At 74.0% G+C, this 21,398-nt stretch carries 20 protein-coding genes; 10 read left to right on the top strand and 10 right to left on the bottom strand.

Translation table 11 applies throughout. The annotated features are described in order from the left end of the window. Positions 1-33 precede the first annotated feature (33 nt). Positions 34-483 carry a hypothetical protein gene (locus tag IF19_RS0128955; protein WP_223873003.1) on the bottom strand — a complete coding sequence of 150 codons (450 nt, stop codon included), beginning with the start codon at positions 481-483 and terminating at the stop codon, positions 34-36. A gap of 107 nt (positions 484-590) precedes the next feature. Here IF19_RS0128955 and IF19_RS0128950 point away from each other — a divergent pair, with 107 nt between their 5' ends. Beyond that, on the top strand, positions 591-887 hold the full coding sequence (locus IF19_RS0128950; protein ID WP_030115162.1) for a hypothetical protein: 297 nt from the start codon (positions 591-593) through the stop codon (positions 885-887). A gap of 116 nt (positions 888-1,003) precedes the next feature. Here IF19_RS0128950 and hutH read toward each other — a convergent pair whose 3' ends face one another. The 5 genes from hutH to IF19_RS0128925 all read right to left on the bottom strand — a co-directional run bounded on the left by hutH (position 1,004) and on the right by IF19_RS0128925 (position 7,472). Beyond that, positions 1,004-2,554, bottom strand: a complete 1,551-nt coding sequence (hutH, locus tag IF19_RS0128945; protein WP_030277735.1) for a histidine ammonia-lyase — start codon at positions 2,552-2,554, stop codon at positions 1,004-1,006. A 203-nt stretch (positions 2,555-2,757) separates the two neighbouring features. Then, the gene (locus IF19_RS0128940) at positions 2,758-3,912 is read right to left on the bottom strand and encodes a GGDEF domain-containing protein (protein WP_030115160.1); all 1,155 of its coding nucleotides are present in this window, start codon (positions 3,910-3,912) and stop codon (positions 2,758-2,760) included. Positions 3,913-4,082: 170 nt separating this feature from the next. Continuing rightward, complete coding sequence (locus IF19_RS0128935) at positions 4,083-4,895, bottom strand: enoyl-CoA hydratase/isomerase family protein (RefSeq protein WP_030115159.1); 813 nt, start codon at positions 4,893-4,895, stop codon at positions 4,083-4,085. Between the two features lie 284 nt (positions 4,896-5,179). After that, positions 5,180-6,379 (bottom strand): adenylate/guanylate cyclase domain-containing protein, encoded by a 1,200-nt coding sequence (locus IF19_RS0128930; RefSeq protein ID WP_030194987.1) that lies wholly within the window; start codon positions 6,377-6,379, stop codon positions 5,180-5,182. A gap of 223 nt (positions 6,380-6,602) precedes the next feature. Beyond that, positions 6,603-7,472, bottom strand: coding sequence for a biotin--[acetyl-CoA-carboxylase] ligase (locus IF19_RS0128925; RefSeq protein ID WP_030115156.1), 870 nt, complete (start codon positions 7,470-7,472; stop codon positions 6,603-6,605). 344 nt (positions 7,473-7,816) lie between these two features. Here IF19_RS0128925 and IF19_RS0128920 point away from each other — a divergent pair, with 344 nt between their 5' ends. From IF19_RS0128920 to IF19_RS0128905, 4 genes are all read left to right on the top strand, one after another. Further along, on the top strand, positions 7,817-9,397 hold the full coding sequence (locus tag IF19_RS0128920; RefSeq protein ID WP_030115155.1) for an acyl-CoA carboxylase subunit beta: 1,581 nt from the start codon (positions 7,817-7,819) through the stop codon (positions 9,395-9,397). Between the two features lie 38 nt (positions 9,398-9,435). Beyond that, positions 9,436-9,642: an acyl-CoA carboxylase epsilon subunit gene (locus IF19_RS0128915; protein ID WP_030115154.1), complete on the top strand. Its 207-nt coding sequence runs from the start codon at positions 9,436-9,438 to the stop codon at positions 9,640-9,642. 97 nt (positions 9,643-9,739) lie between these two features. Continuing rightward, positions 9,740-9,868 carry a morphogenic membrane protein MmpB gene (gene mmpB, locus IF19_RS1000000138745; RefSeq protein WP_006127106.1) on the top strand — a complete coding sequence of 43 codons (129 nt, stop codon included), beginning with the start codon at positions 9,740-9,742 and terminating at the stop codon, positions 9,866-9,868. 160 nt (positions 9,869-10,028) lie between these two features. Beyond that, on the top strand, positions 10,029-10,631 hold the full coding sequence (locus IF19_RS0128905; RefSeq protein ID WP_030115153.1) for a nucleoside triphosphate pyrophosphatase: 603 nt from the start codon (positions 10,029-10,031) through the stop codon (positions 10,629-10,631). A 137-nt stretch (positions 10,632-10,768) separates the two neighbouring features. Here the strand turns inward: IF19_RS0128905 and IF19_RS0128900 are convergent, their stop codons facing one another. Beyond that, entirely contained in the window at positions 10,769-11,209 is a 441-nt protein-coding gene (locus IF19_RS0128900; protein WP_030115152.1) for a hypothetical protein, read from the bottom strand. 354 nt (positions 11,210-11,563) lie between these two features. Here IF19_RS0128900 and IF19_RS0128895 point away from each other — a divergent pair, with 354 nt between their 5' ends. Beyond that, positions 11,564-13,318 carry an acetyl/propionyl/methylcrotonyl-CoA carboxylase subunit alpha gene (locus IF19_RS0128895; protein ID WP_030115151.1) on the top strand — a complete coding sequence of 585 codons (1,755 nt, stop codon included), beginning with the start codon at positions 11,564-11,566 and terminating at the stop codon, positions 13,316-13,318. 200 nt (positions 13,319-13,518) lie between these two features. After that, positions 13,519-14,061, top strand: coding sequence for a TetR/AcrR family transcriptional regulator (locus IF19_RS0128890; protein WP_098008326.1), 543 nt, complete (start codon positions 13,519-13,521; stop codon positions 14,059-14,061). Positions 14,062-14,277: 216 nt separating this feature from the next. Here the strand turns inward: IF19_RS0128890 and IF19_RS0128885 are convergent, their stop codons facing one another. Both IF19_RS0128885 and IF19_RS0128880 read right to left on the bottom strand, forming a co-directional pair. After that, entirely contained in the window at positions 14,278-15,246 is a 969-nt protein-coding gene (locus tag IF19_RS0128885; protein WP_078580988.1) for a DeoR/GlpR family DNA-binding transcription regulator, read from the bottom strand. Between the two features lie 176 nt (positions 15,247-15,422). After that, positions 15,423-16,862, bottom strand: a complete 1,440-nt coding sequence (locus tag IF19_RS0128880; RefSeq protein ID WP_030115148.1) for an NAD(P)H-quinone dehydrogenase — start codon at positions 16,860-16,862, stop codon at positions 15,423-15,425. Between the two features lie 365 nt (positions 16,863-17,227). On the opposite strand from IF19_RS0128880, the gene IF19_RS0128875 reads away from it, so the two are divergent. From IF19_RS0128875 to IF19_RS0128865, 3 genes are all read left to right on the top strand, one after another. Continuing rightward, complete coding sequence (locus IF19_RS0128875; RefSeq protein ID WP_006127099.1) at positions 17,228-17,665, top strand: gamma-glutamylcyclotransferase family protein; 438 nt, start codon at positions 17,228-17,230, stop codon at positions 17,663-17,665. A 245-nt stretch (positions 17,666-17,910) separates the two neighbouring features. Continuing rightward, complete coding sequence (locus IF19_RS0128870; RefSeq protein ID WP_030115147.1) at positions 17,911-18,735, top strand: purine-nucleoside phosphorylase; 825 nt, start codon at positions 17,911-17,913, stop codon at positions 18,733-18,735. Positions 18,736-18,937: 202 nt separating this feature from the next. Next, a complete protein-coding gene (locus tag IF19_RS0128865; protein WP_030277733.1) occupies positions 18,938-20,578 on the top strand; it encodes a phospho-sugar mutase in 1,641 nt (546 codons plus the stop codon). 104 nt (positions 20,579-20,682) lie between these two features. Here the strand turns inward: IF19_RS0128865 and IF19_RS0128860 are convergent, their stop codons facing one another. Further along, a complete protein-coding gene (locus IF19_RS0128860) occupies positions 20,683-21,321 on the bottom strand; it encodes a PH domain-containing protein (protein WP_030115143.1) in 639 nt (212 codons plus the stop codon). Positions 21,322-21,398: the final 77 nt, after the last annotated feature.

Raw genomic sequence — 21,398 nt, 5'->3', positions numbered from 1 at the left:
GGGGGCGGAGGCCGGGGCCGGTGTTCTCACACGTCACACCCGCTGCGCGGGGCCACCGTCCTTGCCGTCGTTCCTCCCATTGTGCGCGACCGCGCCGCCGTACCCCTCCTCGTCGTCCCCGTCCCGCGGCAGGAAGAGGCCCTCCTCGCCGTCGTCCGCGTCGTCCCAGTCCTCCGCGTCGGGGTCGTACTCGATGCTCTCGCTGCTCCAGGACGCCTGGGCCAGCTCGACCCCGGGCACCTCGCTGACCAGGTCGAAGGGGTCGACCAGCGACGCGAGCGCCTCTGCTCCGTCTGCCCGGACCGTGGCCTCGGCATGCATCCGCTCCTCGGCGGTGTCTCCCCCGGCGACCCCCGCGACGGGCTCCCCGTACTCGGCGGCGATGGATTCGAGGGCGGTGCCGGTCAGGGCGTCGAGGTCGGTGATCTCCAGCACCATCTCAACGCGAAGCCGAACAAACCTGGATGTCTCATCAGTGCTCATGGCCGGAGCGTACGGGCCGCCGGGGCCGCGACTTTCCACCGACCCGCTGCTTTGCTTAGCATCGGCCCACGGGGCTAACTCATGGTTGTCGCAAGGGGATCGAATCTGTGTCCGTCGCTCGTCGCACGCTGCTGACCGCCACCGCATCCGGCACACTGCTGGCCGCTCTCTGGTTCGTCCCGTCGGCCAACGCGACCGGTGAGCGGTCCGCCGAGGACGCTCAGGCCGCCGCGTCCGGGCAGTCCGCCGCCGAGGCCGGCGACGCCTCGGGAATCCGCCTCGCCGACACCGGTCCGGGCCTGGACACCACCCCGTATCTCATCGGCGGTACGGCCCTGTTGGGCATCGGCGCGGGCTTCGTCACCTACTCGGTGCGCCGCTCGGGTCCGCGCTCGGCGTACTGACCGGAGCACGCTCCACGGCATACGGAAGGGTTCCCGCACCGCGCGGTGCGGGAACCCTTCCGCGTACGCGTACGGGACCGGCTCGGGCTCGCCCGTACGCGTACGCGGCCGTGTCCTCAGGCCAGCGGGCCCGTGACCGGCTCCACCGCCGCGACCAGGCCGCCCGCCCGGACGAACGCGTCGGCCGCGGCCAGGTCCGGCGCGAGGAAGCGGTCCGGCCCCGGGCCCTCCGCCCCGGCCGCCCGCAGCGCGGCCACGGCGGCCTGCGAGGCGGGGGCGGGGACGAGCCCCTCGGCGGCGCGCAGCTCCACGGCGCGGGTCGCCGCGTACAGCTCGACGGCGACGATCCGGGCCAGGTTGTCCACGGCGGTACGGAGCTTGCGCGCGGCGGACCAGCCCATGGAGACGTGGTCCTCCTGCATCGCGGAGGACGGGATGGAGTCGGCGGACGCCGGGACCGCGAGCCGCTTCATCTCGCTGACCAGGGCGGCCTGGGTGTACTGGGCGATCATCAGCCCCGAGTCGACCCCGGCGTCGTCCGCGAGGAACGGCGGCAGCCCGTGCGACCGGTTCTTGTCGAGCAGCCGGTCGGTGCGGCGCTCGCAGATCGAGCCGAGGTCGGCGGCGACGATCGCGAGGAAGTCCAGGACGTACGCGACGGGCGCGCCGTGGAAGTTGCCGTTGGACTCGACCCGGCCGTCGGGAAGAACCACCGGATTGTCGACGGAGGAGGCCAGTTCGCGGCCCGCGACGACGGCGGCGTGGTCGAGGGTGTCGCGGCCCGCGCCGTTGACCTGGGGGGCGCAGCGGACCGAGTAGGCGTCCTGGACCCGGGGCGCGTCGTCCTGGTGATGGCCGGTCAGTCCCGAACCGGCGAGCACGCGCAGCATGTTGTCCGCGCTCGCGCCCTGACCGGGGTGCGGGCGGATGGCGTGCAGCTCGGGGGCGAGCACCTTGTCCGTGCCGAGCAGCGCCTCCAGGGAGAGGGCGGCGGTGATGTCGGCGGAGGTGTAGAGGTTCTTCAGGTCGGCGAGGGCCATGACCAGCATGCCGAGCATGCCGTCCGTGCCGTTGAGGAGGGCAAGGCCCTCCTTCTCCCGCAGTTCGACGGGGGTGATGCCGTGCGCGGCGAGGAGTTCGCCGGCGGGCCGGACCGTGCCGTCGGGGCCCTCCGCCTCGCCCTCGCCCATCAGGGTGAGCGCGCAGTGCGAGAGCGGCGCGAGGTCGCCGGAGCAGCCGAGGGAACCGTACTCGTGGACCACGGGCGTGATGCCCGCGTTCAGCACGTCGGCCATGGTCTGCGCGACCTCGGGGCGCACGCCGGTGTGACCGGAGGCGACCGTCTTCAGCCGGAGGAACATCAGCGCGCGCACGACCTCGCGCTCGACGCGGGGGCCCATGCCCGCCGCGTGCGAGCGGACGATGTTGCGCTGGAGCCGCGCCCGCAGGTCGGTGCTGATGTGGCGGCTCGCGAGGGCGCCGAAGCCGGTGGAGACGCCGTAGACCGGCTCGGGCTTGGCCGCGAGCGCGTCCACGATGAGGCGGGAGGCGGCCAGGGCGTCCACGGCGGCGGCGGAGAGCTCGACCCGGGCGCCGTGGCGGGCCACGGCGACGACGTCCTCGGCGGTGGTTCCGGACGTCCCCACCACGACAGTGTGCATATCCATATTCAGCAGCGTACGGATTGAAACCCTCCATGTCACTAGTGATGCCGCGCAGGACCCCTTACGGCACCGGGTGGCCGCGGAGGGGGTTCGCCCACCCCTCACGACGCCGAGTCGGTCCCACACCCCCTCACGAAGCCGACGCCGAGGCAGACCGCCCGCCCCTCCCCGCGACGCCGAGGCAGGCACGCAGGCAGCCCGACCCCTCACGGCCGGTTGCCGCGCAGCCTGCGCCGGTCGTGGGCCGGGGTCGGCGGGGAGTCCGCGAGCCGGACGACCTCGCCGTCCCGGCCGGCCACCACGGGCCCCGGCGAGCGGGCGGCCTTGGCCCGGTACTGCGCCGCGTCCGCGAGCCGGAACAGCCGACGGGCCGAGTGGACCGGGCCGATCGGGTCGCCGGTGGAGGCGACCCCGCAGGCCACCCCCTCGCCCAGTTCGATCACCGCCGCCCGGTCGCACAGCTCGGTGGCGACGCCCACCACCGCGTCGGCCGGCGGACCGGCCGCCAGGAGGCAGAACTCGTCACCGCCCAGCCGGGCCGCCAGGGCCTCGGGAAGCATCGCCCCGCACAGCGACAGCACGGAGGCGAAACGTTCCAGCAGGCGATCGCCGACGGCGTGGCCGAGGGTGTCGTTCACCGCTTTCAGGCCGTTCAGATCGCAGACGACGAGGCTGACGACCGTGCCGTCGAGCCGGTGCCGCTCGACGGCCTCGTCGAGCCGGATGTCGACCGCGCGCCGGTTGGCCAGCCCGGTCAGCGGATCGGTGAAGGCCAGCTTGCGGACCTCTTCGAGCCGCTCGGTCTGGGCGATCCCGGAGGCCACGACGGCGGCGAGCACGGTCGCGAAGTCCGCGTCCCCCCTCCCGAAGACGGGCCGCCCGACGGGCCGCGCCACGTACAGCTCGCCCCACGCCCGGCCGTGCAGCACGATCGGCGCGACCACGCAGCAGCCCCGGCCCCGCCGCCGGAGCGCGGCGACCCGCTGGTGGCAGTACGGCCGGGCGCCCCGCGCGGGACCGCCCGCCCCGGGCTGCCCGTCGGCGGTCTCCACCCAGGCGTCGGGCTCGCCGCCGCCCGCCCAGCGCTCGTGCAGGAACTCGGTGATCTCCGGGAACTGGTGGACCGGGTACGCCTCCTCCTCGGGGAACTCCTCCTCCCCGTCGGCCCGTTGGCCGGCGTTCACGAGCACCCGCAGCCGGCCCCGGTCCCGCTCCCACACCGAGAGCGCGGCGAAACTGCCGTGCAGCGCCTCGCACGCGCCCAGCGCCGCCGCCCGCCACGATTCACGCGGCGTGTAGGTCGCCGCCATGGCCTGCGCCAGCGCCACCACGGCCCGCAGCCGTTCGTCGTCACCACCCATTCATCCAGCTTATGTAAATCTGTCCCCTTTTGATCGTTTGGTGCGTCACTAGTTTCAACTATTTCCGCGCCGCACCGTCACCCTGCGTTACGTACGCGCTCCGTCACGCAGGGGGCCGCCCGCGCCGTCATGCACCCCGCCGCCACGTCGCCGCTCGACCGCCCGCGCCGTCACTCGCCGGGCCACACCGGCCGCCGCTTCTCGTTGAACGCGGCCACTCCTTCCGCCCGGTCCCCGGAGAAGGCCACGGACCGCCAGGCCGCGTCCTCGACCTCCAGGCCCGCCCGCAGGTCGAGCCCCTGCCCCAGCCGGAGCGCCTTCTTGGCCGCGCGCAGCCCGACCGGCGAGTTGGCGGCGATCCGGCCGCCCAGCGCGAGCGCCTCCTCACGGTCCCGGCCGGCCTCGACCAGTTCGTCGACCAGGCCCAGTTCGCGCGCCTCCGCCGCCTCCAGCCGCCGCGCGGTGAAGACCAGTTCGGCGGCGCGCGCCGCGCCCACGCGGCGCGGCAGGAGCTGTGTGCCGCCGCCGCCCGGGATGACGCCCACGGACACCTCGGGCAGCCCGACCACGGCGGTCGCGTCGGCGACGATCACATCGCAGGCGAGGGCCAGTTCGAAGCCGCCGCCGAGGGCGAAGCCGTGCACGGCGGCGATCACCGGCATCGGCAGCTCCAGGACCCCGGTGTAAGCGGCGCGGGCGGTGGGCCGCTGGCGGACGAGTTCCGCGTCGGTGAAGGAGTTGCGCTCCTTGAGGTCCGCGCCGACGCAGAAGGCCCGCTCGTGGCTGGAGGTCAGGACGGTGGCCCGGACGCCCTGGTCGGCGCCGAGGGCGTCGCAGGCGGCGGCGATGGAGCGGGCCATGTCGGTGGAGACGGCGTTCATCGCCTTCGGCCGGTCCAGGACCAGCTCGGCGACGTGCTCCTGCCCCTCATGACGTCGCACGACGACGAACTCCCCGTACCGCTGCTCGGACGTGACGGTCATGGCTGCACCCCTGTCGGTCGACGGCACCCGTTAACGAGCGTTATCCGACAGGAATCCTAGACACGAGTGCCGGGCCACCGACAGGGCGAAGCCACCGCGACCGCCCGGGAGCCGGCCTCACCACGACCGCCCGGAAACCGGCCTCACCGCGCCCGCTCAGGGGCCGCCCGGCCGCGACCGCCCAGGGGCCGGCCGGCCGCAACCACCCAAGGCCGGTCCCGCCGCACTCGCCCGGAATCCGGCCCGGCCGCAACCGCCCGGGAAACCGGCCCCGCCGCACTCGCTCAGGAGCCGGTCTTGCCGCGCCGGGCCAGCAGCCACGGCTCCACGACGCCCAGCCCGCGCACGGGCCGCTGCCACATCGGCTGGAGCCCGAAGCGGTACGTCGGCAGCGGCGGCTCCTCCGCCGGCTCGCGGCCCTCCTTCTCGGCGAGCCGGGCCCGCTCGGCGGCGGCCGCCACGGCCTCGGCGGCCTGCGCCTCGGACTCCGGGGCCTCCCCGTGGCGGACCAGCTCGGCGGCGAACGCCCCGTCCACCAGGACGGCGTCCTTCGGAGCTATCGAGGTCAGCCGGCTGGCGAGGTTCACCGTGGTGCCGAAGACATCGCCCATCCGGGTGGTGACCGTGCCGAAGGCGATGCCGACGCGCAGGGCGGGCATCGTCTCGTCCTGGCCCATCGCCTCGATCAGCCGGAGCGCTATCTCGGCGGCCGTGCCCGCGTCGTCGGCGGCGAAGAGGACTTCGTCGCCGAGGGTCTTGATGAGCCGGCCGCCGTGGGCGGCGACCAGGTCGGCGGCGGTCGTCTCGAAGGACTCGACCAGCTCGCCCAGCTCCTCCTCCTCCAGCCGCCGGGTCAGCCGGGTGAAGCCCACCAGGTCGGCGAAGCCCACCGCGAGGCGCCGGTCGACCATCTCCTCGTCGTCCGCCGCCTGCACGACCCGGCCGGTGGCGGCGGCGAGCTGGCGCCGCCACACGTAGACGAGGAACTCCTGGAGCTCCGGCAGCAACAGCTCGACCAGCGGATACGTGACCTCGGTCCGGGTCATGCCCGGCTCGGGCGGCTCGGTCAGGCCCTCCAGGAACGAGTCGATCTGCCATTCGGCCAGCCGGGCGGTGGTCTGCCCGGTCGAGCGGGCGACCTGGATCGCCATCGGCTCGCTGAGCAGCCCCGCCTCGACGAGACCGGCGAGCCGCCGCAGGGCGAGCACGTCGGCCTCGGTGAGCGCCTTGGCCTGGCCGATGTCCGCGAAGCCCATGGCCCGCCAGAACCGGGAGGCCAGGTCCATGGAGACCCCGGCGGTGCGGGCCGCCTGGAACGGCGTGTACCGGCGGTCGGCCCCCAGGATCAGCGCTTCGAGGCGGATGGCGAGGGGGTCGTCGGTCGGCTCCACCGTGTGGTCGACCTCGTGGTGGGGTGTGGCGTGGACCGAGGAGGCCGCCCCGGGCTCCTCGCCCCCGCCGGACGTCGCGTCGCCGACGGTCACCAGCCGCCTCCTGCCCGTTCCCTGCGCACTTCCCTGCCGATCTCTCTTCGGATCGCCTCAACGATACGGCAGGTGTGCCGTGGCTCACGTCCTCGGCCGCCCGTCCCGGGTGCGTCGCGCGTGACATCCGCGCGTACGCGGTATCCGCCCCGCGCGCCCCCGGCGGCCGGGCCCCGGGGCGTACGCGGACCGCGCGGCGTACGCCCCCGCGCGCCGGACCGGCTCAGGTCAGGCCGCCCGCCACGCCCCGCAGGTGGACGATGTCGCCGGCCGACACCGGCTGCTGGAGTCCGTTCTCGGTGGAGAGGACGAGCCGGCCGTCCCCGTCGATCGCGACCGCCTCGCCGACCAGCGCGTTCCCGCCCGGCAGCTCGGCCCGCACACTGCGGTCCAGCGTCGCGCACCCCGCCGCGTACGCCGCCTGGAGCCCGCTCGCGGCCGCGTCGCCGTCCGCGTCCCGCCACGCTCCGTACCAGTGCGCCAGCGAGCGCAGGACGGCGCGCAGCAGGGTCTCGCGGTCGGTGGAGACCGCCCCGGCGAGCGCCAGCGACCCGGCGGTGGGGGCGGGCAGCTCGTCGGCGCGGAGCGAGACGTTGACGCCCATGCCGACGACGATGCCGTCCCCGGCGAACTCCCCGAGGATGCCGCCGGTCTTGCGCTCGCCGCCGTCCACGGAGACCAGCAGGTCGTTGGGCCACTTCAGCGACATGTCGACCCCGGCCGACTTGGCGAGCCCGGTGGCGGCGGCCACCCCGGCCAGGAGCGGCACCCACCCCCACCGCTCCACGGGGATGTCGCCGGGCTCCAGGTAGACCGAGAGGAACAGCCCGGAGCGGGGCGGGGCGGTCCAGCTCCGCTCCAGCCGCCCGCGCCCGGCGGTCTGCTCCTCGGCGATCAGCACCGTGCCCTCGCCCGCCGCCCCGGTACGGGCGCGTTCGGCGAGGTCGGTGTTGGTGGAGCCGGTGGACTCCACGACCTCCAGCGACGTCCACAGCGCGCCGGGCCGCAGCAGTCCGCGGCGCAGCGCGGTCACGTTCAGGGGCGGGCGGTCGAGGTCCGACCAGCGGTTGTGTGGCGCATCCGGAGGTGTCATGCAACCCAGCCTAGGTGTGGCAAAGGACGCACTGCCTTTCCGGAGGCGCGCCGATACCCTACGAGTCAGTAGCCAGGCGCCGCGCCGCCGTGAAGGCGGCGGCGGACCGGGTTGCACAGCACGGCCGAGCCGGTCACGCAGCACGACCGGGTCAGCCGAGCCGCACCACCGAGCAAGGCAGCAGGGCCGCACCATCGAGCAACGCAGCAGAGCCGCATCACCCGCTTGACGATCCACCACCCGCACGACGAGTCAACAGCCGAAGAGCCGGACAGACGACCGCCCGTCCCCCCGTGGCCTCCACCGGTCGTCGTCCCCGTGACCAGGCAGGGAGCCGCCCCCCGATGTCCGAGCCGCAGACCGACATCCACACCACCGCGGGCAAGCTCGCGGACCTGACGCGCCGTATCGACGAGGCGACGCACGCCGGCTCGGCCCGCGCGGTCGAGAAGCAGCACGCCAAGGGCAAGTTGACGGCCCGTGAGCGGGTCGAGCTGCTGCTGGACGAGGGGTCCTTCGTCGAGCTCGACGAGTTCGCCCGGCACCGCTCCACCAACTTCGGCATCGAGAAGAACCGCCCGTACGGCGACGGCGTCGTCACCGGCTACGGCACGGTCGACGGCCGCCCGGTCTGCGTGTACTCGCAGGACTTCACCATCTTCGGCGGATCGCTCGGCGAGGTCTACGGCGAGAAGATCGTCAAGGTCATGGACTTCGCGCTGAAGACCGGCTGCCCGGTCATCGGCATCAACGACGGCGGCGGCGCGCGCATCCAGGAGGGTGTGGTCGCGCTCGGCCTGTTCGCCGAGATCTTCCGGCGCAACGTGCACGCCTCCGGGGTGATCCCGCAGATCTCGCTGATCGTCGGCCCGTGCGCGGGCGGTGCGGTCTACTCCCCGGCGATCACCGACTTCACGGTGATGGTCGACCAGACCTCGCACATGTTCATCACCGGGCCCGACGTCATCAAGACGGTCACCGGCGAGGACGTCGGCTTCGAGGAGCTGGGCGGCGCCCGGACGCACAACACCACCTCCGGGGTGGCGCACCACATGGCGGGCGACGAGAAGGACGCCATCGAGTACGTCAAGTCCCTGCTGTCGTACCTCCCGTCGAACAACCTCTCCGAGGCCCCGGCCTTCCCCGAGGAGGCGGACCTCGCCACCACCGACGAGGACCGCGAGCTGGACACGCTCATCCCGGACTCGGCGAACCAGCCGTACGACATGCACACCGCGATCGAACACGTTCTGGACGACGGGGAGTTCCTGGAGACCCAGGCCCTGTTCGCGCCGAACATCATCACCGGCTTCGGCCGGGTCGAGGGCCACCCGGTCGGCATCGTCGCCAACCAGCCGATGCAGTTCGCCGGCTGCCTCGACATCAACGCCAGCGAGAAGGCGGCCCGCTTCGTCCGCACCTGCGACGCGTTCAACGTCCCCGTCATCACCTTCGTGGACGTGCCGGGCTTCCTGCCGGGCGTGGACCAGGAGTACGGCGGCATCATCCGGCGCGGCGCGAAGCTGATCTACGCCTACGCGGAGGCGACGGTCCCGCTGATCACCGTCATCACCCGCAAGGCGTTCGGCGGCGCGTACGACGTGATGGGCTCCAAGCACCTGGGCGCCGACCTGAACCTCGCCTGGCCGACCGCGCAGGTCGCCGTCATGGGGGCGCAGGGCGCGGTGAACATCCTGCACCGGCGCACCATCGCCGCCGCCGAGGACCCGGACGCGACCCGCGCCGAGCTGATGGCGGACTACGAGGACGCGCTGCTCAACCCGTACGTGGCGGCCGAGCGCGGTTACGTCGACGCGGTGATCATGCCGTCCGACACCCGGGCCCACATCGTCAAGGGCCTGCGTCAACTCCGTACGAAGCGGGAATCCCTGCCTCCGAAGAAGCACGGCAACATCCCGCTGTAGCCGCCGGTCCGCCCGCCCGTTCACAGAGAGGTCTGCCCATGATCAAGGTCGTACGGGGCAACCCCACCCCGGAGGAGCTGGCCGCCGCCGTGGCGGTGGTCCAGGCGCGCGCCGCCGCCGCGTCCGCCGTGTCGTCGGGGGCGCCGCTGCCGCCCGAGCAGTGGTCGGACCCGGGCCGCATCGCCCGCTCCGGAAGCCTGCGGCCGGGCCCCCGGGCCTGGGCGCGGACGTACTGGCCGGCCTGATCCGCCGGCCCTCTCCGAGCCGCCCCCGTCCGCACCGGGGGCGGCTTGAGTACCCGTACTCAGGCGGATCGGCGGCGGGCGGAGCAGGATCGGAGGCATGCTGTGGTCCGATCCCGAGAACAAGCCGCCGAAGGAACTGCGCGACGCCCAGGCGATGATGCGCAGAGCCGGGGTGCTGCTGGCGCTGGCGATGCTGCTGGCGATGTTCGTCCTCGGCATCCGCTGAGGAACGGGCTTCCCGCCCCTTCCGGCGCCCGCCGCTTTCCACCCCCACCGCGCCTGCGGCCTTCCCCCCTCCCGCGCCCGCCGCCTTCTGCCCCTCCTGCGCCCTCCGCCTTCCGCCCCTTCGGCGTCCGGCGGACGTGCCGCCCTTCTACGATGGCGACATGACTGATCAGCGCCGCCTCGTGCTCGCCTCCGCCTCCCCCGCCCGTCTCGGTCTGCTGCGCCAGGCCGGTTTCGCCCCCGAGGTGATCGTCAGCGGGGTGGACGAGGACGCCCTGAGCGCGCCGACCCCCGCCGAGCTGGCCCTCGTCCTGGCGCGGGCCAAGGCGGCGGCGGTCGCGGAGCGCGCCGAGGCCGCGGGCGCCCTGGTGATCGGCTGCGACTCCGTGCTGGAGCTGGACGGCGAGGCGCTGGGCAAGCCGGCCGACGCCGAGGAGGCCACCGCCCGCTGGAAGGCGATGCGCGGCCGTTCCGGCGTCCTGCAGACCGGGCACAGCGTGATCGACACCGCCTCGGGCCGTACGGCGTCGGCGACGGCGTCCACGGTCGTACGGTTCGGGGAGCCGACCGACGCCGAGGTCGCCGCGTACGTCGCCTCGGGCGAACCGCTGCACGTCGCGGGGGCGTTCACCCTGGACGGCCGCTCGGCCCCGTTCGTCGAATCCATCGAGGGCGACCACGGCAACGTCATCGGGCTCTCGCTGCCGCTGCTGCGCCGCCTCCTGGGCGAGCTGGACGTCTCCGTCACGGAGCTGTGGGTCTGAGACCGGGCGGTCCTGGGGCACGCGGACGGCCCGGGGCGTCCTGGACCGGGCGGACCGGGCGTTCCGGGACTTCGTGGAGCGCGCGGGACTTCGTGGAGCGCGCCGACCGGAGTGGCGCGTACCGCCCCCGGGGCCGGTCAGACCGCCGCCGGGGCCGGTTCCTCCCCGGCGCGGTCGCCGTCCGCCGGGGCCTCGGGGCCGTACGCGAGCAGGGTGAGGACCAGCAGGGCCAGCACCGCCATCATGAACGCGAAGGCGCTCCAGCCGATCAGGCCGACCGTGACCGCGCCGAGGACGCCGTGCACGACCGCGCAGCCGATCAGGACGATGCGTCCGAGGCGGCCCGGGGAGCGGTCGCGGACACCGGCGAGCAGGGCGATCACCCCGCACAGGGCCAGCAGCAGCCCGGAGACGCCGCCCATCACCCAGGTGCCGGTGGTCATGGCCTCCGGGTCCATGCCGGCCAGCGACATGTTCTGGTTCTCCGTGATCGTGGCCAGGACGGCGTTGATGAGCACGATGCCCACCGCCTCCCCGAACAGCACGAGCGCGGTCACGATCGCGACCCCTCTGCGCATCTGCGTCCCCACCCCTGTTACCTCTGGTACGTGCGTAGCGCGGACCCTACTCATGGGTATCCCCTCGGACAAGGGGTGGGACCGGCTCGCACGCCGGGCAAAGAATCCACCGGCCGTTCGTAGGGAGTCCACAAAGAAACGCCGTCAGGCGTTAACCATCAGGACAGAGACCTGGACCACACCGGGTGGTTACTGTGCGGTTGAGGATCCCGGCGTACCGTGGTGCCACAAGGGATTTCACTACTGGGGCAAGCCTCGGATCACACTCCGTGTGGGCAAGCTCACCATTGGGGACAGGTCGTACGGCCGTGTCGGTAGTCCCTAAACTCAGCTTGTTTCGAGGAGGGAGTCATCGTGCGCAAGGTGCTCATCGCCAACCGTGGCGAAATCGCTGTCCGCGTCGCTCGGGCGTGCCGGGACGCGGGGATCGCGAGTGTCGCGGTCTACGCCGAGCCGGACCGCGACGCTCTGCATGTCCGGGCCGCTGACGAGGCGTTCGCGTTGGGCGGTGACACCCCGGCCGCCAGCTACCTGGACATGGCCAAGGTGCTGCAGGCCGCCGCGGACTCGGGGGCGGACGCGATCCACCCCGGTTACGGGTTCCTGTCGGAGAACGCGGAGTTCGCCCAGGCCGTCCTGGACGCCGGGCTGACCTGGATCGGCCCCCCGCCGCAGGCGATCCGCGACCTCGGCGACAAGGTCGCCGCCCGGCACATCGCCCAGCGCGCGGGCGCGCCGCTGGTGGCGGGCACCCCGGACCCGGTCTCCGGCTCCGACGAGGTCGTCGCCTTCGCCGAGGAGCACGGCCTGCCGATCGCGATCAAGGCCGCCTTCGGCGGCGGCGGGCGCGGTCTGAAGGTGGCCCGCACGCTGGAGGAGATCCCCGAGCTGTACGACTCCGCGGTCCGCGAGGCGGTCGCCGCGTTCGGCCGGGGCGAGTGCTTCGTCGAGCGCTACCTCGACAAGCCGCGCCACGTGGAGACCCAGTGCCTGGCCGACTCCCACGGCAACGTGGTCGTCGTCTCCACCCGTGACTGCTCGCTCCAGCGCCGCCACCAGAAGCTGGTGGAGGAGGCCCCGGCCCCCTTCCTGAGCCAGGCGCAGAACGACGAGCTGTACGCAGCCTCGAAGGCGATCCTGAAGGAGGCCGGCTACGTCGGCGCCGGCACGGTCGAGTTCCTGGTCGGCCTCGACGGCACGATCTCCTTCCTGGAGGTCAACACCCGCCTCCAGGTCGAGCACCCCGTCACCGAAGAGGTCACGGGCATCGACCTCGTACGCGAGATGTTCCGCATCGCCGACGGCGAGGAGCTCGGCTACGGGGACCCTGCGGTGCGCGGGCACTCCTTCGAGTTCCGGATCAACGGCGAGGACCCGGGCCGCGGCTTCCTGCCCGCCCCCGGCACCGTCACCCTCTTCGCCCCGCCCACCGGCCCCGGCGTCCGGCTGGACGCGGGCGTCGAGTCCGGCAGCGTGATCGGCCCGGCGTGGGACTCCCTGCTCGCCAAGCTGGTCATCACCGGCGCGACCCGCGAGCAGGCGCTCCAGCGCGCCGCCCGCGCGCTGGCGGAGTTCCAGGTCGAGGGCATGGCCACCGCGATCCCGTTCCACCGTGCGGTCGTCGTCGACCCCGCCTTCACCGCGGACCCGTTCACCGTCCACACCCGGTGGATCGAGACCGAGTTCGTCAACGAGATCAAGCCCTTCGCCGCCCCGGCCGACGCGGACGCGGAGGACGAGGCCGGTCGCGAGACCGTCGTCGTCGAGGTCGGCGGCAAGCGCCTGGAGGTCTCGCTGCCCTCCTCGCTCGGCATGAGCCTGGCCCGCACCGGCCTCGCCGCCGGCGCCAAGCCCAAGCGCCGCGCCGCGAAGAAGGCCGGCTCGGCCGCCTCCGGCGACTCCCTCGCCTCGCCCATGCAGGGCACCATCGTCAAGATCGCGGTGGAGGAGGGCCAGGAGGTCAAGGAGGGCGACCTCGTCGTCGTCCTGGAGGCGATGAAGATGGAGCAGCCGCTCAACGCGCACCGCTCCGGCACCATCAAGGGCCTCAGCGCCGCGGTCGGCGCGTCCGTCTCCTCCGGCGCCCTGATCTGCGAGATCAAGGACTGACCCGCCGCACCCTTCGAAGGGGCCCGGTCCGCGTCGCGACGACGTGGGCCGGGCCCCTTCGTCGCAGTGGCATCCTGGAACCGACGGAGGGTCCGCAGGGCCGCCGGAGTCCGAGCGGTCCGCGGGCCGAGGGAGGGGTGGGAGCCATGACAGGGGCGATCCCGATGGAGACGAGCACGGCGCGGCCGGCGGCCCGGCCGATGCGCGCGGACGCGCGGCGGAACCACGACCGGCTGGTCGGCGAGGCCCGCAGGTCGTTCGCCGAGCACGGTACGGACGCGTCGCTGGAGGACATCGCCCGGCGGGCGGGCGTGGGGATCGGCACCCTCTACCGGCACTTCCCGAACCGGGACGCCCTGATGAACGCGGTCTTCCAGGACGCCCTGTGCTCCCTGCTGACCCGCTCCCGCGAGCTGGCGGCGGCGGAGGCCCCGTGCCGGGCGCTGGTGGAGTGGCTCGGCGCGATCGTCACCCATGCGGGTGAGTACCGCGGGCTGGCCCACGCCCTGATGTCCGCCTCCCGCGACGCGACGTCGCCGCTCACCCAGTGCCACCAGCCGCTCCGGGAGGCGGGCGCGGGGCTGCTGCGCCGGGCCCAGGAGAGCGGGTCCGTACGGGACGACGTCTCCATCGACGACCTGCTCCAGCTCACCAACGCGATCGCGCTGGCGGCCGAGCAGTCGCCGGACGACCCGGAGTTGACGGACCGGCTGCTGCGGCTGACGCTGCGCGGGCTGAAGTAGCCGTCCGGGGGCGGAAGGGGGCGGCCAAGGAGCGGGGCCGGGGCACCCGCGCCGCCATCGTCCGGGCCCGCGCCGGGCCCTTCGCCCCATAGGCCCGCGCCCTCGCCGGCCCCTTCGGCCCGCGCCCGCACCGGCCACTCGCCCACCGGCCCGCGCCCGCACCGGACCGTTCGGCCCGCGCCCGCCCCGTTCCGCCGCCGCTCCGGCCGGCCCGGTCTACCGCCTCCGCAGGTCCGCGACCCGGGCGCGCTCGCCCGACGACTGGTCGGACAGCGGGGTGGCGCTCCGCAACTGCGGTACCGGTCCCCCGTTCCGCGCCGCCGTACGCCGCTGGCCGGGCAGCGGCATCTCGCGGCGCGGCCGGCGCTCCCCGGGCGATCCGTCCCCGCCGGACGCGTCCGCGTCCGGCCCGGCCACCGCGATCTCCACGCCCTGGTCGGCCAGTGCCTGGAGTTCCGCCGCGGCCCGCTCGTCGTGGAGGGGCGGCTCGTCCGTGACCAGCCGGGTGATCAGCTCGGTGGGCACCGTCTGGAACATGGTGTCCGAGCCGAGCTTGGTGTGGTCCGCGAGGACGACCACCTCGGACGCGGCCTGGACGAGCGCCCGGTCGACGCTGGCGGAGAGCATGTTGGAGGTGGACAGGCCGCGCTCGGCGGTGAGGCCGCTCCCGGAGATGAACGCCCGGGAGACGCGCAGCCCTTGGAGGGACTGCTCGGCCCCGCTGCCCACCAGCGCGTAGTTGGTCCCGCGCAGGGTGCCGCCGGTCATGACGACTTCGACCCGGTTGGCATGGGCCAACGCCTGGGCCACCAGCAGCGAGTTGGTCACGACGGTCAGCCCGGGGATCCGCGCGAGCCGGCGGGCCAGCTCCTGCGTGGTCGTACCGGCGCCGACCACGATGGCCTCGCCCTCGCCGACGAGGCCGGCGGCCAGGTCGGCGATCGCGGTCTTCTCCGCGGTCGAGAGATGGGATTTCTGCGGAAAGCCGGACTCCCGCGTGAGACCGCCCGGCAAGACCGCACCGCCGTGCCGGCGGTCGAGGAGTCCTTCTGCCTCCAGTGCCCGCACGTCCCGCCGTACGGTCACTTCGGAGGTCTGGACGACGCGGGCGAGCTCACGGAGCGATACCGCCCCGTTGGCGCGCACCATTTCGAGGATCAATTGACGACGTTCTGCAGCGAACACGAAACTGACAGTAACCTGCCCGGCGGTGGGTTTTCAGCAGTTTGCGCCGAATAACAGAAGTTGTACTTCACAGGGGCCCCCAAGTGATATAGGAGGCCCCTGTGTTGATCGGGGGTGATCGCGGACGGTCCTCAGCACCGCCCCGGCTGCCGGGGATTGTCCGGTTTCCCGGGCCCTCAGCCCTCGTCGGTGAGCTTGCGGGTGTGGAGCTGGCGGGCGACCTCGGCGATCGATCCGGACAGGGACGGGTAGACGGTGAACGCGTTTGCGATCTGTTCCACCGTCAAGTTGTTGTCGACCGCGATCGAAATGGGGTGGATCAGCTCGCTGGCGCGCGGTGCGACGACGCAGCCGCCGACCACGATCCCCGTACCGGGGCGGCAGAAGATCTTGACGAAGCCGTCGCGGATGCCCTGCATCTTGGCGCGCGGGTTGCGCAGCAGCGGCAGCTTGACGACCCGGGCCTCGATCTTGCCCGCGTCGACGTCGGCCTGGCTGTAGCCGACGGTGGCGATCTCCGGGTCCGTGAAGACGTTGGCCGAGACCGCCTTGAGGTTGAGCGGGGCCACCGCGTCGCCGAGGAAGTGGTACATCGCGATCCGGCCCTGCATCGCGGCGACCGAGGCCAGGGCGAAGATCCCGGTGACGTCGCCGGCCGCGTAGACGCCGGGGGCGCTGGTGCGCGAGACCCGGTCGGTGAGGACGTGCCCGGAGTCCTTGAGCCGGACGCCGGCCTCCTCCAGGCCCATGCCCGCCGTGTTCGGGATCGCGCCGACCGCCATCAGGCAGTGCGAGCCGGTGATGACCCGGCCGTCGGCGAGGGTGACCTCGACCCGGTCGCCGACACGCTTGGCGGACTGGGCGCGGGAGCGGGCCATGACGTTCATCCCGCGCCGGCGGAAGACGTCCTCCAGGACCGCGGCGGCGTCCGGGTCCTCGCCGGGCAGCACCCGGTCGCGGGAGGAGACGAGGGTGACGCGGGAGCCGAGCGCCTGGTACGCCCCGGCGAACTCGGCGCCGGTGACGCCGGATCCGACGACGATGAGCTCCTCGGGCAGCTCGTCGAGGTCGTAGACCTGGGTCCAGTTCAGGATGCGCTCGCCGTCGGGCTGCGCGTCCGGGATCTCCCGGGGGTGGCCGCCGGTCGCTATCAGCACGGCGTCGGCGGTCAGCCGCTCCTCGGTGCCGTCGGCGGCGGTGACGACGACCTGGCGGGAGCCGTCGGCGGCCTGGAGCCCGTCGAGCCGGCCCCGGCCGCGCATCACGCGGGCGCCGGCCCGGGTGACGGAGGCGGTGATGTCGTGGGACTGGGCGAGCGCGAGGCGCTTGACGCGGCGGTTCACCTTGCCGAGGTCCACGCCGACGACGCGGGCGGCCTGCTCCACGTGCGGGGTGTCGTCGGCGACGATGATGCCCAGCTCCTCGTACGAGGAGTCGAAGGTGGTCATCACCTCGGCCGTCGCGATCAGGGTCTTGGACGGCACGCAGTCGGTGAGGACCGAAGCCCCGCCGAGACCGTCGCAGTCGACGACGGTCACCTCCGCGCCGAGCTGGGCGCCCACCAGGGCCGCCTCGTAGCCGCCGGGGCCGCCGCCGATGATCACGATCCGGGTCACGAAAAGTCCGCCTCGCGTTGGGTTGCCCCGCGGCCGCCCTGCCGCCCCGGCCGGGGGTCCGGGGGATCGCCCCGGGGGTCTGCAGTACGTACTCCATTGTCCCGCACGCGCCAAGGTGCTTCGCCCCGGGGCCCTCCAAACGGGACGGCGGCCCGCTCCGTACGGGACGGCGGCCCGCTCCGTACGGGACGGCAGCCCGCTCCGTGCGGGTCGGCGGCCCGGTCTCCGCACGCGACGCCGACGCTCCCCGGGCCGGTTCGCCGGAGTTCGTCCGCGGGGGCGCGCACCGCCCGCGCCCTCCCCCGACCGGGGCCTTCGTCACAGGAACCGCCTCTCCCGCGCCCGCCTCCCGTACCCTCGATCACATGTCGCTCTACGCCGCGTACGCCGGCAACCTCGACGCGCGGCTGATGACCCGCCGCGCCCCGCATTCCCCGATGCGCAGCACCGGCTGGCTCAACGGCTGGCGGCTGACCTTCGGCGGGGAGCAGATGGGCTGGGAGGGCGCGCTGGCCACCGTGGTGGAGGCGCCGCGCTCCCAGGTCTTCGTCGCCCTGTACGACCTGGCGCCGATGGACGAGGACTCGATGGACCGCTGGGAGGGCGTCGGTCTCGACATCTACCGGCGCATGCGCATCCGGGTGCACACCCTGGACGGCGAGGAGCCGGCCTGGATCTACGTGCTGAACGGGTACGAGGGCGGGCTGCCCTCGGCGCGCTACCTGGGCGAGATCGCGGACGCCGCGGAATCCGCCGGCGCACCCCACGACTACGTGATGGAGCTGCGCAAGCGCCCCTGCTGAGCCGCCGGGACCGTCCGGGCACGGGCGGCGGGCGCGGCGGGCCCCGCCGTGCGCCGCTCCTGGTGCTCGTGCCGGGCCGAGCCCCGGCGTGACCCGGGCCGCCGCCCCACGGCGCACGAGAGCCTTCCGCGCCCCCACCCGGGGGCCCGTCGGCGCCTCGATCGTACGAACGCACAAAGACCTCCCGCGCGTCTTTGCGCCGGGGCATCTACGCGCGTAGGGATTCAACGGTTACCCTCGTCCGCGTGAACGCATCTGTTATTCCGGACCACATCCAGGGCGACCCGCAGGCCGCCGCCGCCGGGGCCGCCGCCCGCCTGCGCGAGCTGACCGGCGCCGAGACCCATGACGTCGCCCTGGTCATGGGCTCCGGCTGGGCCCCCGCGGGCGACGCGCTCGGCGTCCCGGAGGCCGAGTTCCCCGTGACCGAGCTGCCCGGCTTCCCGGCGCCCGCCGTCGAGGGCCACGGCGGCACGGTCCGCTCGTACCGGATCGGCGAGAAGCGCGTGCTGGTCTTCCTCGGCCGCACCCACTTCTACGAGGGCCGGGGCGTCGCCGCCGTCGCCCACGGGGTCCGTACGGCGGTGGCCGCGGGCTGCCGCACCGTCGTCCTCACCAACGGCTGCGGCGGTCTGCGCGAGGGCATGCGCCCGGGTCAGCCGGTGCTGATCAGCGACCACATCAACCTGACGGCCGCCTCCCCGATCATCGGCGCCAACTTCGTCGACCTGACCGACCTGTACTCCCCGCGGCTGCGCGCGCTGTGCCAGGAGATCGACGAGACCCTCGAAGAGGGCGTCTACGTCCAGTTCCCCGGCCCGCACTACGAGACCCCGGCCGAGATCAACATGGTCCGGGTCATGGGCGGCGACCTGGTGGGCATGTCCACCGTCCTGGAGGCCATCGCGGCCCGCGAGGCGGGCGCCGAGGTGCTCGGCCTCTCCCTGGTCACCAACCTGGCGGCGGGCCTCTCCGGAGAACCCCTCAACCACGAGGAGGTCCTCCAGGCGGGCCGCGACTCCGCGACCCGGATGGGCGCACTGCTGGCGAGGGTGCTGGAGCGCATCTAGTTCTCAGCCCCTCCGGCGGGAGCGGGCCGCTTCCGCCCCCTCCCGCCGAAGGACCGGGCCGCTTCCGCCCCTCCCGTGTTGAGGACCGGGCCCCCATCCAGCCCCTCCGGCGTTCGAGGAGCGGGGTCCGGGGCGGAGCCCCGGCGTCCGCCCACCCGCACCGCCCCACCACCGCACCGCACACCCCCGAAAGGCGGCCCCCGTGCAGCACGACCTCATCGCACAGGCCAGAACCTGGCTGGCCGAGGACCCCGACCCCGAGACGCGCGACGAGCTGGCCGCGCTGATCGAGTCGGGCGCCACCCAGGAGCTGGCCGTCCGCTTCGCGGGCACGCTCCAGTTCGGCACCGCCGGGCTGCGCGGCGAGCTGGGGGCCGGGCCGATGCGGATGAACCGCTCCGTGGTGATCCGGGCCGCGGCGGGCCTCGCCGCGTACCTGAAGGCCCAGGGGCAGGACGGCGGGCTCGTCGTCATCGGCTACGACGCCCGCTACAAGTCCGCCGACTTCGCGCGCGACACCGCCGCCGTGATGACCGGCGCGGGCCTGCGCGCCGCCGTGCTGCCGCGCCCGCTGCCCACCCCCGTCCTGGCGTACGCCATACGGCATCTCGGTGCGGTCGCCGGGGTCGAGGTCACCGCCAGCCACAACCCGCCGCGCGACAACGGCTACAAGGTCTACCTCGGCGACGGCTCGCAGATCGTGCCGCCCGCCGACGGCGAGATCGCGGCCGCCATCGCCGCGGTCGGCCCGCTGGCGGACGTCGTGCGCCCCGAGGACGGCTGGGAGGTCCTCGGCGAGGACGTCCTGGACGCCTACCTGGCCCGTACGGACGCGGTCCTGTCCGCCGGCAGCCCCCGTACCGCCCGGACCGTCTACACGGCGATGCACGGCGTCGGCGCCTCGGTGCTGACCGCCGCATTCGAGCGGGCCGGGTTCCCCGCGCCGGTGCTCGTCGCCGAGCAGGCCGAGCCGGACCCGGCGTTCCCCACCGTGGCCTTCCCCAATCCGGAGGAGCCCGGCGCGATGGATCTCGCCTTCGCGACCGCGCGCCGGGCCGCGCCGGACCTGATCATCGCCAACGACCCGGACGCGGACCGCTGCGCCGTCGCCGTGCCCGACGGAGCCGCCGACGGCGGCTGGCGGATGCTGCGCGGCGACGAGGTGGGCGCGCTGCTCGCGGCGCACCTGGTGGAGCGGGGCGCCTCCGGCGTGTTCGCCGAGTCGATCGTGTCGTCGTCGCTGCTCGGCCGGATCGCGGAGAAGGCGGGCCTCGGGTACGAGGAGACGCTGACCGGGTTCAAGTGGATCGCCCGGGTGGACGGTCTGCGCTACGGGTACGAGGAGGCGCTCGGCTACTGCGTCGACCCCGAGGGCGTCCGCGACAAGGACGGCATCACCGCCGCCCTGCTCGTCGCCGAACTGGCCTCCGTCCTCAAGGAGCGGGGCCGTACGCTGCTCGACCTGCTGGACGACCTCGCGCTCGCCCACGGCCTGCACGCCACGGACCAGCTCTCGGTGCGGGTGGAGGACCTCACCGTCATCGCGGACGCCATGGCCCGGCTGCGCGAGCAGCCGCCGACCGCCCTCGCGGGCCTGGCGGTCACCTCGGCCGAGGACCTGACGCGGGGCACGGACCGGCTGCCGCCCACCGACGGGCTGCGCTACCACCTGGAGGGCGCCCGGGTGATCGTCCGCCCGAGCGGCACCGAGCCGAAGCTCAAGTGCTACCTGGAGGTCGTCGTCCCGGTGGCGGACGCGGCGGGGCTGCCCGCCGCGCGCGCCCGGGGCGCGGAACTGCTCGCCGCGATCAAGCGGGACCTGGCGGCGGCCGCCGGGATCTGAGCCGCTGGAAGGCGACGGACGAGGGCCGGGCCCGGTGGGAATCCTCCACCGGGCCCGGCCCTCGGTCGTGGTCGCGCCGGAGGGCGACGGCCTGCAAAACCCCGTCAGCCCGCCGCCCACACGATCGCGAGCAGGACGGCGCCGACGACGGCCGGGGCGATCACCTCGTACGCCCAGCGCACCGAGACCGCGGCCGCCCCCTCCGGCGTCGTCCCGCCCGCGCTCTCGGCCAGGTCCCGCAGATCGCGGACGGTCTGGTCGGCGGAGGCGGTACGGGCGGCGGAGTCGCGGACGTCGGCGCTGACCGACGTACGGCCGTAGGGGTCGTCGTGCGCCGCCCGGGCCGCACTGCGCGCCGCGCGCTTGCGGGCGCGCAGGGAGACCGGGACGGCCCAGAGCTGGTACTTCGTGCCGTCCTGGGCGAGCAGCTCGGAGGAGTACGAGGCGCGCACATCGGCGACCTCGGTCCACGGGAGCAGGATCGTCCGGAACGGGTTGCGGACGCGGATGCGGTCGTCGTTCGCGAAGACGGCGGGCCGCAGGGTGAAGGCCACGACCAGCGGCACCACGAGCAGCAGCGCGCCCGCCGCGAGCCACGGCACGCGCCCCTCGCCCCGGATCATCGCGTCGCCGGCCATCCAGGCGACCAGCAGGAGCAGCAGCGCCCCGCAGACCAGCGCGGAGACGGACCGGTAGGTCCGGTCGGCGTGCTGCGGCTCTGCGGGTGGTGTGGGGCTCGTCATGGGGCCGATTCTGCCTGACGGGCCCGGAGCGCGGCGGAGCGGCCGCCCCGCCGGCGGGGCCGGGACGGGCCGGGGGG

This window comes from Streptomyces californicus, assembly GCF_000717645.1.
Taxonomy (GTDB): domain Bacteria; phylum Actinomycetota; class Actinomycetes; order Streptomycetales; family Streptomycetaceae; genus Streptomyces; species Streptomyces californicus.
The sequence above is the reverse complement of the archived record's forward strand: the minus strand, read 5'-3'. Positions and strand labels throughout refer to the sequence as shown.

What these genes read in the sequence shown, in the direction of transcription:
- IF19_RS0128955 (WP_223873003.1), bottom strand. Translation starts at nt 483, where the DNA reads ATGAGCACTGATGAGACATCCAGGTTTGTTCGGCTTCGCGTTGAGATG.
- hutH (WP_030277735.1), bottom strand. Translation starts at nt 2,554, where the DNA reads ATGGATATGCACACTGTCGTGGTGGGGACGTCCGGAACCACCGCCGAG.
- IF19_RS0128940 (WP_030115160.1), bottom strand. Translation starts at nt 3,912, where the DNA reads ATGGGTGGTGACGACGAACGGCTGCGGGCCGTGGTGGCGCTGGCGCAG.
- IF19_RS0128935 (WP_030115159.1), bottom strand. Translation starts at nt 4,895, where the DNA reads ATGACCGTCACGTCCGAGCAGCGGTACGGGGAGTTCGTCGTCGTGCGA.
- IF19_RS0128925 (WP_030115156.1), bottom strand. Translation starts at nt 7,472, where the DNA reads ATGACACCTCCGGATGCGCCACACAACCGCTGGTCGGACCTCGACCGC.
- IF19_RS0128920 (WP_030115155.1), top strand. Translation starts at nt 7,817, where the DNA reads ATGTCCGAGCCGCAGACCGACATCCACACCACCGCGGGCAAGCTCGCG.
- IF19_RS0128915 (WP_030115154.1), top strand. Translation starts at nt 9,436, where the DNA reads ATGATCAAGGTCGTACGGGGCAACCCCACCCCGGAGGAGCTGGCCGCC.
- mmpB (WP_006127106.1), top strand. Translation starts at nt 9,740, where the DNA reads ATGCTGTGGTCCGATCCCGAGAACAAGCCGCCGAAGGAACTGCGCGAC.
- IF19_RS0128905 (WP_030115153.1), top strand. Translation starts at nt 10,029, where the DNA reads ATGACTGATCAGCGCCGCCTCGTGCTCGCCTCCGCCTCCCCCGCCCGT.
- IF19_RS0128900 (WP_030115152.1), bottom strand. Translation starts at nt 11,209, where the DNA reads ATGCGCAGAGGGGTCGCGATCGTGACCGCGCTCGTGCTGTTCGGGGAG.
- IF19_RS0128890 (WP_098008326.1), top strand. Translation starts at nt 13,519, where the DNA reads ATGCGCGCGGACGCGCGGCGGAACCACGACCGGCTGGTCGGCGAGGCC.
- IF19_RS0128875 (WP_006127099.1), top strand. Translation starts at nt 17,228, where the DNA reads ATGTCGCTCTACGCCGCGTACGCCGGCAACCTCGACGCGCGGCTGATG.
- IF19_RS0128860 (WP_030115143.1), bottom strand. Translation starts at nt 21,321, where the DNA reads ATGACGAGCCCCACACCACCCGCAGAGCCGCAGCACGCCGACCGGACC.